This window comes from Paenibacillus aurantius, assembly GCF_032268605.1.
Taxonomy (GTDB): Bacteria; Bacillota; Bacilli; order Paenibacillales; family NBRC-103111; genus Paenibacillus_AO; species Paenibacillus_AO aurantius.
The window spans coordinates 3198325-3211551 of the sequence record NZ_CP130318.1; the positions used below are offsets into that span (position 1 = coordinate 3198325).

Sequence of the window (13227 nt, forward strand, 5' to 3'; positions counted from 1 at the left end):
CTTAAGATCAATCTGAAGGAGGTAAGCTCACTTGAAGATGAGAAAGGGCCATTCCTGGAGTAAAAAAATTGTCATGGTGCTTGTTGGTTTGCTGCTTATGGTCTACTCCGTCCCTGCTTATGCATCCGGCAATCCATGGTACGACAAGTATGCAGCCTATGATAACGCTTATGGAAATCAATATTACACCAGCGAGGACTCCGCTCTCCTCGCTTGGGGAGAAAGTTACGTATTGGAAGGGTATCTGGCCTTATATGAATTGACCAAGAACACCAGCTGGCTGACCAAATTCAAAACCCATGCCGACACGATGGTGGCAAATGCATCCGATCCCGATGGTGACGGGTATCTTGGATGGACGGCTCACCGGTATTCTCCGGTGGTCACGACCAACGGAACCTTCGCAAGCCGCTCCTCGTCCGATACCACTCTCCCGACAGGCTGGACCCGCTTTCAGTCGACGAGCTCCACCGCTTATGTGTCCAGCACCTCGGGTGACTACTATCCCGGATCGGATTCGAACGGACTTGTTTTGAAGACGAATGGCACCTCCTGGCAGAAGCTTTACCAGCCTCTCACCGGGTATGAGGCAAACACGAAATACAACCTTCGCTTCCAGGCGAAGACCAACGGTTCTGCCGCCAAGGGCGAAGCCTACATTTACGACCGGACGGCGGGCACTATTCTGACAAGCGTCGTGGTAGACAACACCGCATGGAAAGATTACAGCGTTAACTTTACGACACCGGCAGCCGGTCACACACTGGAAATTTGGCTGGGTCACGATACCTATACGTATACAAACGGATATGCCTATTTCGACAATGTCTCGGTCTCGGGAAGCTTCCCTTATCTCGTGCACGAAGGAATCATCGGCATTGCCATGGCGAAATTCATCAAGCTCGTCAATCAAAATTCAACCGCACTATCCTCTTATGTAACGACAGCCGGCAGCTATCAGACTTTCCTTGAGAATGAGATCATCCCGAAATGGCAGACCTCCTCCAGCTATGTCGGCAACACCTGGGTGGATTTACCATCCACCAATGAGGGATATTACAAGGAATCGACTAATATTAATGCCTTCTCTACCTCAACGGTTTTGAACCCTCTGCCCTTCAACCAATTTCTCGTTTTCTCGGAAATGATGCTTCTTCTCTACGATGTAAATGGCAATACCGGCTATTTGGACAAAGCCACGAAGATGGGGAACTACTTCAAAAACCACCTGACGGCAAGCGGATCCTCTTATGTGTGGGACTATGCCGCCTATGCAGGATCTGCTGTTGAGGACGCTTCCCACGGGAACATCGACATCAACGCCGCTTTGCAGCTCTATAACCATGGGCTTGTTTTTAACGGGACCCAATTGGAGCAGCTGACCGATACGTTAACCGCTAATTTGTGGAATGGCTCCCTTACCGCTCCCAAGCTTCATAATTACGTAAACGGGACCCAAGGAAGCGCCTCATCGGATTATCTGTATACGCTGGATATCCCGGGCTGGACCAAGCTTGCTCAGTTTGACAACACCGCCTGGAAAATAGCCGCCTATCAGTATGATGACAGCGGGCTTGCGCTGAATAGCGGCATCCGCGGTCTCGTCCTTGCCGAGATAATGAGATGGGACCCGGTGAAGCTCGTAAACCAAGGATTTGAGCTTCAGGCAAGCGATGACAGCACCCGTCCTTCCCGCTGGACCCGGGCAGGATCTACCTCTTCTACTGCGTACCGGAACGCTTCGCAGAAAGCCTCTGGCGATTATGGACTGACTCTCGTTTCGAACGGCTCTACGGCCCAGACCGTTTACCAGCGCTGGGATGAGGAGCAGGCTTCCGCCGCTTATGTGGTAACGTTTGACGGAAAGACCGACGGATCAGGCGCCGGCGGGAAGGTGTGGATGTACGATGAAACCACGGGAACCACACTTGGAAGCCTTACCTTTACGGGATCCTCGTGGCAAACTTATTCCTTTACGTTCACGGCTCCCGCATCCGCGACCGATACGCTCAAGCTGTATTTGGGACACAGCAATATAGCGGTTACCAATGGGCAGGCCCACTTTGATAATGTCGTCATCAAAAGACAAGGGGATACTTGGTAGATAAACGAAGAAGCGGTCCTAAGCCAACAAGGCCGGGACCGCTTTTTTTGCCGGACGGAAACCTCCTCTATAAGACAAGGTTTCATGCTATAATGAGGCCGAAAGAGCTTCTTTTTGGGCTCAAGCCAACCTAATGAGGTGAGGGTATGGTTTCCGTTCTTCCGGTTTACCAAGACGCGAAGCAAACTAACTTTTATCGCAGCGGTCAGCTCCCTCTGTACGTTCTGCATAACGTTAAAGTCCGCTCTCCGCTCCACTATCATGATTTTGCCGAACTCTCCCTGGTCATTGAAGGATTGGGTTCGGAAAAGATTCACGGCAAGACCCACACCATGCGAAGAGGCACGGTTTCTTTCCTGATGCCTCATCATATCCACGAGATTCAAAGCCATCCCGAGACCCCGATTGTACTCTATTCCTGCATGTTTGACTTAGCTATTCTGACCCATTCCCCTGATGAGCAGGAGTGGATCGGCGACCTTCTTAAGGTTGGTCTCGAGCTTCCTTCCTACTATCAATTGAACGAAAAGCAAACCCTGGAAATGGAAAGCTTCATGGTAAACCTTAAAGAGGAATATGAAAGCAACCGGTACGGCCGAAACACGTATCTTCGGACGAAGCTAACGGAAGCCTTGCTTCTTATGCTGCGCTGTCACCTAGCCGGTCACACGGAGACGGAAGATCCTCCCCGGCCCAAGAAGCGCCATATCGGAGAATTGGTACCTTATGTACACCAGCATTACAACGAGCCGATCAATCTTCGAGAAATCTCCCAGGTCTTTCATTCGAGCTCTTCCTCGATCAGCCGGCTGTTCAAGCAGGTGACCGGCCAGAATTTTACCGTCTACTTACATACCCTGCGGATTCACCGTGCCCTCAGTCTGCTCGCCTCCACCGATATGAGTGTAACGGATATTGCTGAGGAGGTTGGCTTTCAGCATACCCGTTCTTTCTCAAGGGTGTTCAAGGAAATTGTAGGCATGAACCCCAAGCAGTACCGGGTGCTTGCGGAAGAGAACGGAATATCCAATCCATAGAGAAAAGGGATTAAGGAAGGCGGTTCGCCTGCCATTAATCCCTTTTTTATGAGCCCTTTATTTACACTGTACTAGATCTCACTCGACTTCATCTCAAGGTTTGTTGCCGGGTGTACAGCTGCCATCGCCGCATCCCTCGGACGAGATCGTCTCATTCAGCACCTGCAGCGGCTGCGACTCGCTCCATGCCTTCTGCAGCGCTTCGAGAAACAGAGGGCTTGGCTGGGCTCCGGAGACCCCATACTTGCGGTCGATCACGAAGAACGGGACCGCATTAATGCCTAGCCGGCCGGCGTCTTCCTCCTCCTCCCGTACCTCGGCGGAATAATCATCACCGGCAAGGATCCGGAGAGTCTCCTCCCGGTCCAGCCCGGCCTTCCCGGCCAAGTCAGCCAACACCTGCGGGTCGCCCAAATGCTTTGAGTCGGTGAAATACGCCTGAAAGAGCTCTTTCACTATCTGTTGGTCTTTGCCGAACTTCTTCGCATACTGAGCCAGCCGGTGAGCATCAAATGTGTTAGTGAGGATCAGCGTGTCCAGATGGAACTCCAGCCCGGCTTCCTTGGCTTGCCGGGTTACGTTCTCGTTCATGGCGACGGCCTGTTCCCGGCTCATGCCGTATTTACCGGCAAGCATACTATGGACATCCTGGTCAACCTCTTTCGGTGCGTTCGGGTCAAGTTCGAAGCTCCGGAATGCCACCTCTACCTCATCTTTATGGGCAAATTGGCTTAATGCTTCTTCAAACCGCTGTTTCCCAATAAAACAGAAGGGACATGCAAAATCGGACCATATTTCAACTTTCATGACACTACCACCTTTCCTTCTCTCCTTTAACGGAGCGGCTGTGATCATTGTAGGAACATTAGAATAGCTATGTCAACTAAACCAAACTCCACCCATTTCCACTAACGGGCAAATTAATACTTGCAAGAATCAACTAATTCATGTTATAACTATCTCAGGTGATAATAATGAAACAGCTTCCTCCATACGTAAATGTCCGAGAAGTTCTTCAAGTTCTGGTCAGAAGGTTCGGCCTGCTCCAGAAGGACGGCGCCCAATGCTGCGGCGTAACGGTCCTACAGAGTCATGTTCTGTATGAGCTCCTTAAACGTCCTAACCAGTCCTTGAATGATCTGGGCCACATTCTTTGTGTCGATACGAGTACGCTTAGCCGGCAGGTTCATCAATTGGTGGAATGGACATTCATCAGCCGGATTCCGGACCCTAAGGACCGCCGCTACGTCGTTCTATCTCTTACCCCTGAAGGGGAAGCCCAAGCACACTCCATTGCCCAGTCCATGGAAGACTATATTCAGGAGATTTTCAAGAATATCCCCTCTGACAAAAAGGATCAGGTCTTGGAAAGTCTTCACCTGCTGAGCACGGCCATGAGTAAAAGCCCCAACTGCTGCACCCCTCCTTTATAAAAAGGAGTTTCTTTTTAACCAATAGTTGCATTTATCAATTATTATTAAACGGGAGTGATTATCTTGAATGAAAATTGGTTTCTTACCGAGAGTCTTATGCACCAGCGTGAACAAGAATTGATAAAAAAACTCCAAAACACTTGGAAATGGAGCACCTTGCCCATCCATTCTCCTTCTTGGATTCGTATAGCCGCACAGAAAGGAATTCCACAGAAATCACCTGCCGTTTGCTGCGCACCTTGCTGCTAATCCATACATAAAGAGAGGATGATTAAGTTGATGAAAATGCATGTTGTCCTTAACGTGAGAAAGTTAGAAGCTTCCCTAGCCTTCTACCGAAAGCTCTTTGACGCCGAACCGACCAAAGTAAAGGAAAACTACGCCAAGTTCGAATTGAATCAGCCTGCTCTTCATTTCTCCCTGAATGTTCGTCCCTATGAAGACAAAGGCGTACTAAACCACCTTGGTTTTCAGGTAGACAGCAAGGAAACGGTCCTGGCGGTTAAAGAACGCCTGCAGAAAGCCGGTCTCGTATCCTTCGATGAAATGGACACCACCTGCTGCTATGCCGTTCAGGACAAAATTTGGGTAACCGACCCGGAAGGCAACTCCTGGGAAGTATTCTATACGAAAGCGGACTCGGAATTCGAATCGGCGGAAGCCCGATCTCTTCCCGACGTTTGCTGCACACCTGCTCCTGTCCAAAGGATCCCTGTCTCTAAGGTTACAACGTCCATCAAAGGAAATAGCTGCGGCTGCTCGGAATAGCGGCAGCTCATCCGGATCCCCTTGCGGGACCGCACATGCAGCCTTAACAACAAGGTAGCCAGGGAGCCGATGGGTGTTATTTTCGGTCCGAGGTCCGATTCGATCACGTTGGCGTAGATCAACACTCCCCGGAATACTCCTTCTGCCCCTGTACCTTGAATGGCCAAAGCATCGGTCATCACTAATCACACTTCAGGCATAACAAAAGACGGCCGACTTATCGGTCAGCCGCCTCGTTAGGCAAGGTTCATTTTGAGATTATGCCTTACTTCTTCTCCATCACGGCAAAGTAGTTTTCTTCATAATCGGAGAAATTAAAGACTCTTCCTGTAGGGAGCTCGACGATCTCGCCAACGGTTATACCTTTAGTGGACAGGTCATGGTGGAGTTGATCGAACTGGTCGGTAAAGAACATGAGCGATGGCGTCCCAAGGTTCAATCCCGGAGACATCTTGGCAACGAAGTCTTTGTTATGCAGAATAAGGCTGGTTTCGGAGCTCTTGGAAGGAGCCACCTCCATCCATCTCAAGCCCTCCCCATTATTCTCTTCATAGAGAACTTGAAATCCGGCGACCTCCGTCCAGAACTTGACGGCCTTATCCTGGTCGTTCACATACAGCATAATCTGTCCAATTCTCGTAATCATGGGCCTCTCTCCCTTGGTTAATTTACTTAACGGAATTCAAATGCTCTTCCAGGCGATCCCATGTTTCGGTAATGCCCTGCATCATTCCCATATCCATAACTGTCTTGAGGGCTTCCGCCGAAACATACTGAGCGCGGTTAACGAGCTTCGTCTTCCCGTCCATTTCAATAAATTCCAACGTGATCTCGGTTGCGGGAAGGGTCTCGTTAACGCCGCCTTCGGCATCGGAGAAATAATCCTTATATTGGAACATTTCCGGCTCGGCAATCTCCCCATAAATGCCTTTCCCCCAGGATTCCATACCGTAAAAATCCCCCTGGTTCTTATCGACACATTTCATGCAGTAGTGCCATACGCCGCCCGGACGGAAATCGATGTTGCATACGGGAAGCTCCCAGCCACGTGGTCCCCACCAGCGCTTAAGATGTTCTGGATCCTTAAACATTTTGAATACAAGCTCACGCGGCGCATTAAAGACTCGTTCCAGCACCAGCACCCGTTCATTCTCCACTCTTGAAACCATCGTTTGATTAGCCATTTACCTTCATCCTCCTTATTTTCATTCCATTATAGGTCTTCTTTTGTTTGAACTTCCCTTAAGTAATTCTCCAAGCTGTCGAATCGTTCCTCCATTTCGCTGCGGAAGGTTCTAACCCACGAATCCATCGCTTGAAAAGGTCCGGGCCGCAGCTTATAGTTCCGGCGGTTGGCTTCCGCCTTTACTTCGAGCAGACCCTTGTCGGTAAGAATCTTCAAATGCTTCGAGGCATGAGGCTGGCTTACCCCCAACCGGCCGGCAATTTCCCCCACAGTCAAGGGACCGTGCCGCAGCAGTTCCACGATATCCACTCTGATCCTTGCGGCTAATGCGCTTAGTGTTGTCATCTCCAATGCCTTATGGTTCCCTGGCATGCCGCTCACCTCATCATGTGCTGGTCTATCGGATAGGCTTCTCTCCTTCCCATCGGGTTCGTTTTCCTGATGACCTAAATATACACTTAAAGGAATATTCCTGTCAAGGAATATTTTAAAGAATGCAAGGCACCGGTTTTAGTCCGGTGCCCTTGTAGTTTTTGCCCGTTCTGCTCGTCTTTATGTCAGAGGTCAGGAACGGATCGGATTATTTAAAGGTTTTTTCAATAAACTCTTTTTCTTCAACTGCACTTAAAATTCCTTCCGCTTTTCCCAAGTTGCCGCCTTCCAGGCCCCAGAAGAAATTATGGTCCTGGTCGACGGTTGAGAAGTCTCCTGCCTTCCACTTACGGGCTATCTCCAGAAGCTTTTTCTGGTGCTCCCACTCCGGATGGTGCTCCACGATCTGGACAACCGTCTCCACTCGGTCGGGCAGCATTTGAACGCTTGTCCACTTGGCGTCCGCTTTAACCTTTTGATGGGTCATGTGGTGCATAAGCGCTACTATGGTGCTTTCCTCCTCCGGTTCTTTCCGTTCGCCATTCGCCAGTTGAAGAAAAGCTTGCTTGGCGAAGGGTTCGCCCATGGTAAAATCGGCCGTCGCTTCAGGAGCTCCGGAGGCCGCTGGAGTCGGACTTGGACTGGAACTTGGACTAGGAGCCGGAGAGGCTTCGGAAGGAGGAGTGGCAGGGGAGGGCGCCGCCTGATCGGTGATGCTGAAATAGGCCAAGGCCCCTCCAAACAGAACAACTATGACAGCGAGAGACGTAAGGACGACTTTTTTCGTTGAATTCATGGTTGCATATCTCCTTGTTGGATTGAAAAGGTTTTGGCCCTCTCGTGGTTATATCCATTATACCTTAAGAGCCTCATCAGAATTTTTTGCCATTAGGGCCGTAACTCTAACTACTAAAGGATTCGTAATCCGGCTCCAAATTACGGGCCGAACATGAAAAGAAGCCGCTTAACAGCGGCTCCCTTGTTCTCAACTCGATTCTTCTTTCATGCGGCTGCATATGACCTCTTTCGCTTCTTCGCGGTCATCAAAAGGTATGGTGCGGTCATGCAGGATTTGGTAAGGTTCATGTCCCTTTCCTGCTATAAGAACAATATCCCCTGGCTCCGCCATGAATATGGCGCGCCGAATGGCCTGCCGCCGGTCGGGTTGTTTTTCGTAAGGGCAAATCACCGCCTGATTCTCATATAACCCGGGCTCCATGTCTTGAATGATTTGGTCAGGATCCTCTTTACGCGGGTTGTCGGACGTCAGAATAACATAATCGCTGTACTTGGCAGCGATTCGCCCCATGATGGGTCTCTTGGCGCGGTCCCGGTCTCCTCCGCAGCCAAACACGGTTAGGATTCTCCTCCCGGCAAATTCCCGTAAAGCGGAAAGAGTCTTCTCTACCCCGTCTGGAGTATGAGCATAGTCGGCGATAACAAGATAATCCTGGCCTTCTTCCACCACTTCCATGCGGCCCGGGACGTTCTGCAGGAGGGACAGCCCTTCTGCACAAGTCTCCAGTGGAATTTGCTCCGCAAGTGCGGTGCTTATGGCGGCCAGGGCGTTATACACGTTAAACTTTCCTATCAGGTTCATGTCCACGGTTCCCTGACCCGCATAGGATTCTACAGTAAATCGGGTGCCTCTTGAGGTGAGCTGAATGTCTTTGGCTCTCACATCCGCCGCGTTATCGATCCCGTAGGTTATCACCTGTGCCGGAGTCACCTTTCTCAAATAAGAGGAGGCCTCCTCGTCGGCATTTAGAACAGCAAACTTGCGTTTGGATTGATCCTTGGAGAAAGAATTGCCCAGCCTTGAAAATAAAAGTCCTTTGGCGGCCAGGTATTCCTCCATGGAGCCGTGATAGTCCAAATGGTCCTGCGTAAGGTTGGTGAAAACGGCCGTCCGAAACTCACAACCGAGCACCCTTCCCAAATCCAGACCTTGCGAGGAAACCTCCATCGTACAAAAATCAGCGGAGATCTCCTTCATTCTCCGTAAATTGGATTGAAGGCGGATCGGATCTTGCGTGTTGATATCCGTCTCGTAAAAGGTGGACCCGATCTTGGTTCCGATATTCCCCATCCTTCCCGTCCGGTAACCGGCATGGGAGAGGATGGCATCGATGAGGTAGGTGGTTGTGGTCTTCCCGTTCGTTCCGGTTACCCCAATCAGCTTCAGGTTGGAGCTTGGATAATCGAAGAAATGGGCAGAGAGAACGGCAAGAGCATAGCGTGCATCCTCTACCCGGATGACCGGCACTTCCGCTTCTATTTCCCTTTCGACAACCAAGGCGGCGGCCTCCGCCTTTAACGCATCTTTAATAAAGCTGTGCCGGTCTTCCTGCAGCCCCTCTACGCCTGGAATACAAATAAACAGCTCTCCTGGTTGAAGGGTACGCGTGTTAATCGAGAGGCCCGATATTTCGATCGCGGTATCACCCGAGATCCGGGCGGTCGGCAGCTGTTGTGCCAGTTCCTTGAGTTCCAAATGATCCCTCCTCATCATTGTAGTCCTTTATCGATTTTATTCCCTTTCAGGGATAATGGAAACCCACTATTCAACGGGGTAGTTCAGGGACCTGACTCCAGACGGCTGAATACACTGAAGGCAAATTGCTTCCAGGAGGGATTAGTCATTGATTCGGGTAAGAAGATCACGTCTGGTTAAAGTGTCGGGCATCAGCCCTTATCGGAACTGCAAAATCGGCGGACCGGGAACCAATTTTCTTAATACAGCCGTGGAGCCATGGGTGGCCGTCAACCCCCTCCCAACGAAATCGGGGAAGCCGCACCTGCTAGGCATCTGGCAGCAGGACCGTTGGTCCAACGGCGGAGCGCGGGGACTGGTTGCCGCCTTCTCGAGGGACGGAGGAAGAACCTGGAGACGTAGGACGCTGCCCTTCAGCCAATGCGCCTCACTCAACGTGAAATTCGAAAGGGCTTCCGATCCGAATGTTTCCTTTGGCCCCGATGGGAAAGCCTATGCCTCGGCCCTTTCCTTAAGTAAAAGCCCGAACGGCACCGACGTCTCCCAGTCAACCATCACCGCCGCCACCTCTTCGGACGGGGGCCAAACATGGAAGAACCTCCGGTTCATCCAATCGGATAAAGGGCCTTGGATCCTCAATGATAAAGAACTCATCACGGCGGATCCCACCAGGGCCGGCACCGCCTACATCGTATGGAACCGGGGAACGGCAACGACTGTCGCCACTATCTTCAGCAAGACGACGGACGGAGGCCGGTCGTGGAGCAAGCCGAAGGTCATCTTCCCGCCCGGGGAGGGAAACCAGACGTTCGGCAACCAGATCATCGTGGATGCGAGGACAGGCACCTTGTACAACTTTTTCAACTGGACCAAGGGGACGTCTTCAAAGAACCCCGAAAACTGGATTACGGTCCAAACGTCCAAAGATGGAGGGCAAGCATGGTCCAAGGGCCGGATTATCGCTCCCTTCGACTCCGTGGCGGTCATTGATCCGGTGACGGGCAAAACGATTCGAGGAGGCGGAGATATGATGCCCGAAGCCGCCATCCATCAGCGGACCGGAGAACTCTTTGTCGTGTGGCAGAGTGCGAGGTTCAACGGCGGCAAATACGATGAAATCGCCCTCACCCGTTCGACGGACGGAGGAATTACCTGGAGTTCTCCCATTCGAGTCAATCCCCCTTCCGGGACGGCTGCCTTCACCCCTATGGTGCGCATCAACTATGCCGGCGTGGTGGGCGTGACCTACTACCGGATCGTGAGCAACCGGCGCAGTCCCAAAACGCTGCCCGTCGACTACTGGTTCGCCTGCTCCACGGATCACGGCCGTACCTTCCGGCCTCCCCTGCTAATTACCAAACCGTTTAATCTGCTGCGAGCCCCCGAGGCTACTTCTCCTTTTTCGCCGGGTCTCTTTATTGGGGATTACCAAGGGCTGGAAACCTTCGGCAACGACTTTCATTTGTTTTTCTCCAAAGTCAATCGCCCGTCAGCCAAGGATCCCGTTGGAGTGTATGCAACCGTGGTTAAAGTCAGCCAAATTCGCTGGCCGTTCTGGAAAAGACCGGTTAAATGAAAGGAAGCCGCTCCACCAAAACAGGCGGGACGGCCTTCCTCTTTGTCGAGCGGATAAAGAGGTCTCCTGCTTATTGCGGCAGACTTAAGGTTAAACATCATCCGGCAGTAACTTTTTGCGGGTTATCTCGTCTAACTACATATGGAAAAAGAATCCAATCGAAAAGGAGTCCTTACATGAAGATCCGCAAGTTCTCTTTGGCTTTGCTGGCCTTATCCCTTGCTCTGCCGGCCGGAGCCTCCGTTCTGCATGCTGAAAATCACGCCCCGGCGTCCGCTATCGGAACCCCCTTAAGCCGCGTTCTCTCTACGGACATTGTGGCTTATGTGAATAAGCTGCCCATTCCGTCCTTTAATGTCGACGGCTATACGGCGGTGGCGGCGGAGGATCTTCGCCATTACGGATTCGAGGTGGCGTGGGTACCGGCCGAGCATAAAGTGGTCATTTACCGCAGCGGGGAGAAGCCGCTCTCTCCCCTGCCCGCCCCTTCTTCCCCGCTTCCGGTCGGAACTAAGATCGGCGACGTGCTCTACACGGATATCCAAGCCTTCTACGGGAATACTCCGATCCCTTCCTACAACATAGGAGGACGGACCGCCGTTCGGCTGAACGACCTGGATCCGTTCGGAGATTTGGCCTACGATAACGGAAGCCGGACCCTTACCTTTACGCCCGAGGCGCTCCCGGAAGCAGAGCATGCGCAGGTGCAAGTTCCTCTGACGATTCAAGAAACCGGCTCAGTCCGGCTGGATTCTATCCGTTATGGAGAAGAGGTTATTACCTATAAGGGAGAAGAAGTGGGCCTTATCTCGAATGGTACACCCCTCTTGGACGTCCAATGGATGGCCGGAAAGCTGGGTTACACGGTCTCCACTTGGGCAGATGACCACCTCTTGGTTCAGAAAGGCCCTTACCGGTTCGACCTGAGCAAGGGGGCCTCCTCCGTTCCCCTTACCTGGTTTGGCGGGGTCGTGCAGGAGTACCCGACCATCACCCCTCCTGTCGAGAGCAGCGGAAGGCTGTATGCCCACGAGCTCGATCTGAAGCAGCTGTTCGGCTATGACTATGACTGGCACAACGATACGCGAACGCTGAATATTGAATACCGGGATTTTCTCGTGGAGGACTGGGGAGTAACCGAAGGCTTGACCAATTATGCCTATAAGGTCGAGGCGGAGGGCTTCCTGCAGGGGAATAAGCTGATGCCGGAGCTGCGGGTCGGAAATTGGCTGAACGGCAGCTACACCAGCGGAGGGGCCACGGCCTACCAGAAGGCGGAGAATCCCGGCGCCCTTCCCTTGTATGGATTTGGAGCGGTAACCCCGGCAGACCTGGGCTCCAACGAGATTAGCGTAGTCTTCAGCTCCAACCAGCGGATCCTCTACCAGAAATCGATCAACGTGGATTTGACGATGCAAACGGTAGAGCCCATAATCGACTGGAGCGGCCCGGTCGGCCACGGCGATTTCACGGAGCTCTCCTCCGTAAATCCCTCCAAGGCACACCAAACCACGGAAGGGAATTTATTTGAAGTGAACGGCCAGGCGACGAAAAAAATAGGCAGTGGGATTACCTTTAAGGTGGAGAAGCAGCAGGAGAACGGAGAGTACCGTTTCCTCTCTCAAACAAGCGCTCCCTTTGAGGGGAATGACTTTCACACTATTCTTCCTCTGGAGAACGGGAAGGGGCTGTACCGGATTACCGCCGTTAGCCTGCTCAGCTATCCACGCGGAACCGGCTCCAAGGAAATCGCCAAATGGTATGTGGAGAAGCCATAACACAATCCATTTGGAAAAGCCAGGAGTCGGCGCTGCTACCCTTCCACCATTTTTAGATAACAGATTTGTTTTCCATCGGCTTTTGCGATCAGAATCGTTGCCGCTCGCTCCCGGGACTCATACAGCTCGGTACCTACCGGAAGCCTGGTCGCCATTCCTTCTTCGAAAGGGAAACTGGACCTATACCGTTCCGCAATCGTGCCCACCTTCGAGCCTATGGTCCATTCCGATTGTTGAACCCATTCCACTTCCCTTGCGTTGAGATAGACAAATCCGTTGAACTGGAAAAGATCCGCATCGGGAGATTGATCCAACACCTCCTCGGCTGTTGGATTATGGGTGGCAATAGCTAGGGAGTCATCCACGGAACGACTCTTCTCGGACGGCATGCAGCCTGTAAGAGTTAGCAAAAGGACAAGGAACGAAAGGAATGGTTTCATTTTTACCGCCTCCTATAGCAAGTAAGACGGTACGGAAGG

13 protein-coding genes and 1 pseudogene are annotated in these 13227 nt (G+C 51.8%); 6 read left to right on the forward strand and 8 right to left on the reverse strand.

Annotation, left to right across the window (positions count from 1 at the left end):
* The first annotated feature begins 31 nt into the window (after positions 1-31).
* Both MJA45_RS14440 and MJA45_RS14445 read left to right on the forward strand, forming a co-directional pair.
* Positions 32-2104 carry a hypothetical protein gene (locus MJA45_RS14440; RefSeq protein WP_315602619.1) on the forward strand — a complete coding sequence of 691 codons (2073 nt, stop codon included), beginning with the start codon at positions 32-34 and terminating at the stop codon, positions 2102-2104.
* 146 nt (positions 2105-2250) lie between these two features.
* The gene (locus tag MJA45_RS14445; protein ID WP_315602620.1) at positions 2251-3141 is read left to right on the forward strand and encodes an AraC family transcriptional regulator; all 891 of its coding nucleotides are present in this window, start codon (positions 2251-2253) and stop codon (positions 3139-3141) included.
* Positions 3142-3234: 93 nt separating this feature from the next.
* On the opposite strand, the gene MJA45_RS14450 is transcribed toward MJA45_RS14445, so the two are convergent.
* Positions 3235-3948, reverse strand: a complete 714-nt coding sequence (locus MJA45_RS14450) for a DsbA family oxidoreductase (protein ID WP_315602621.1) — start codon at positions 3946-3948, stop codon at positions 3235-3237.
* Between the two features lie 167 nt (positions 3949-4115).
* Here MJA45_RS14450 and MJA45_RS14455 point away from each other — a divergent pair, with 167 nt between their 5' ends.
* Complete coding sequence (locus MJA45_RS14455; protein WP_315602622.1) at positions 4116-4574, forward strand: MarR family winged helix-turn-helix transcriptional regulator; 459 nt, start codon at positions 4116-4118, stop codon at positions 4572-4574.
* A gap of 279 nt (positions 4575-4853) precedes the next feature.
* The gene (locus tag MJA45_RS14460; protein ID WP_315602623.1) at positions 4854-5342 is read left to right on the forward strand and encodes an ArsI/CadI family heavy metal resistance metalloenzyme; all 489 of its coding nucleotides are present in this window, start codon (positions 4854-4856) and stop codon (positions 5340-5342) included.
* Positions 5343-5347: 5 nt separating this feature from the next.
* Here the strand turns inward: MJA45_RS14460 and MJA45_RS14465 are convergent.
* The 6 genes and pseudogenes from MJA45_RS14465 to MJA45_RS14490 all read right to left on the reverse strand — a co-directional run.
* Positions 5348-5524, reverse strand: a pseudogene (locus MJA45_RS14465) (ArsB/NhaD family transporter); the annotation flags it as partial.
* 83 nt (positions 5525-5607) lie between these two features.
* Complete coding sequence (locus tag MJA45_RS14470; protein ID WP_315602624.1) at positions 5608-5988, reverse strand: VOC family protein; 381 nt, start codon at positions 5986-5988, stop codon at positions 5608-5610.
* Positions 5989-6010: 22 nt separating this feature from the next.
* The gene (locus tag MJA45_RS14475; RefSeq protein ID WP_315602625.1) at positions 6011-6526 is read right to left on the reverse strand and encodes an SRPBCC domain-containing protein; all 516 of its coding nucleotides are present in this window, start codon (positions 6524-6526) and stop codon (positions 6011-6013) included.
* 29 nt (positions 6527-6555) lie between these two features.
* Positions 6556-6900 carry an ArsR/SmtB family transcription factor gene (locus tag MJA45_RS14480; protein WP_315602626.1) on the reverse strand — a complete coding sequence of 115 codons (345 nt, stop codon included), beginning with the start codon at positions 6898-6900 and terminating at the stop codon, positions 6556-6558.
* A gap of 208 nt (positions 6901-7108) precedes the next feature.
* Positions 7109-7696: a DUF6241 domain-containing protein gene (locus MJA45_RS14485; RefSeq protein ID WP_315602627.1), complete on the reverse strand. Its 588-nt coding sequence runs from the start codon at positions 7694-7696 to the stop codon at positions 7109-7111.
* A gap of 189 nt (positions 7697-7885) precedes the next feature.
* The gene (locus MJA45_RS14490) at positions 7886-9394 is read right to left on the reverse strand and encodes a UDP-N-acetylmuramoyl-L-alanyl-D-glutamate--2,6-diaminopimelate ligase (RefSeq protein ID WP_407083042.1); all 1509 of its coding nucleotides are present in this window, start codon (positions 9392-9394) and stop codon (positions 7886-7888) included.
* A 148-nt stretch (positions 9395-9542) separates the two neighbouring features.
* Between MJA45_RS14490 and MJA45_RS14495 the strand changes: the two genes are divergently transcribed.
* Positions 9543-10970, forward strand: a complete 1428-nt coding sequence (locus MJA45_RS14495; RefSeq protein WP_315602629.1) for a sialidase family protein — start codon at positions 9543-9545, stop codon at positions 10968-10970.
* Positions 10971-11146: 176 nt separating this feature from the next.
* A complete protein-coding gene (locus MJA45_RS14500) occupies positions 11147-12748 on the forward strand; it encodes a hypothetical protein (RefSeq protein WP_315602630.1) in 1602 nt (533 codons plus the stop codon).
* 35 nt (positions 12749-12783) lie between these two features.
* Here the strand turns inward: MJA45_RS14500 and MJA45_RS14505 are convergent, their stop codons facing one another.
* On the reverse strand, positions 12784-13188 hold the full coding sequence (locus MJA45_RS14505) for a hypothetical protein (protein ID WP_315602631.1): 405 nt from the start codon (positions 13186-13188) through the stop codon (positions 12784-12786).
* Positions 13189-13227 lie beyond the last annotated feature (39 nt).

Coding starts and splice junctions, on each gene's coding strand:
- MJA45_RS14505 (WP_315602631.1), bottom strand. CDS start 13,188: ATGAAACCATTCCTTTCGTTCCTTGTCCTTTTGCTAACTCTTACAGGC.
- MJA45_RS14450 (WP_315602621.1), bottom strand. CDS start 3,948: ATGAAAGTTGAAATATGGTCCGATTTTGCATGTCCCTTCTGTTTTATT.
- MJA45_RS14460 (WP_315602623.1), top strand. CDS start 4,854: ATGAAAATGCATGTTGTCCTTAACGTGAGAAAGTTAGAAGCTTCCCTA.
- MJA45_RS14485 (WP_315602627.1), bottom strand. CDS start 7,696: ATGAATTCAACGAAAAAAGTCGTCCTTACGTCTCTCGCTGTCATAGTT.
- MJA45_RS14475 (WP_315602625.1), bottom strand. CDS start 6,526: ATGGCTAATCAAACGATGGTTTCAAGAGTGGAGAATGAACGGGTGCTG.
- MJA45_RS14455 (WP_315602622.1), top strand. CDS start 4,116: ATGAAACAGCTTCCTCCATACGTAAATGTCCGAGAAGTTCTTCAAGTT.
- MJA45_RS14470 (WP_315602624.1), bottom strand. CDS start 5,988: ATGATTACGAGAATTGGACAGATTATGCTGTATGTGAACGACCAGGAT.
- MJA45_RS14480 (WP_315602626.1), bottom strand. CDS start 6,900: ATGCCAGGGAACCATAAGGCATTGGAGATGACAACACTAAGCGCATTA.
- MJA45_RS14445 (WP_315602620.1), top strand. CDS start 2,251: ATGGTTTCCGTTCTTCCGGTTTACCAAGACGCGAAGCAAACTAACTTT.
- MJA45_RS14500 (WP_315602630.1), top strand. CDS start 11,147: ATGAAGATCCGCAAGTTCTCTTTGGCTTTGCTGGCCTTATCCCTTGCT.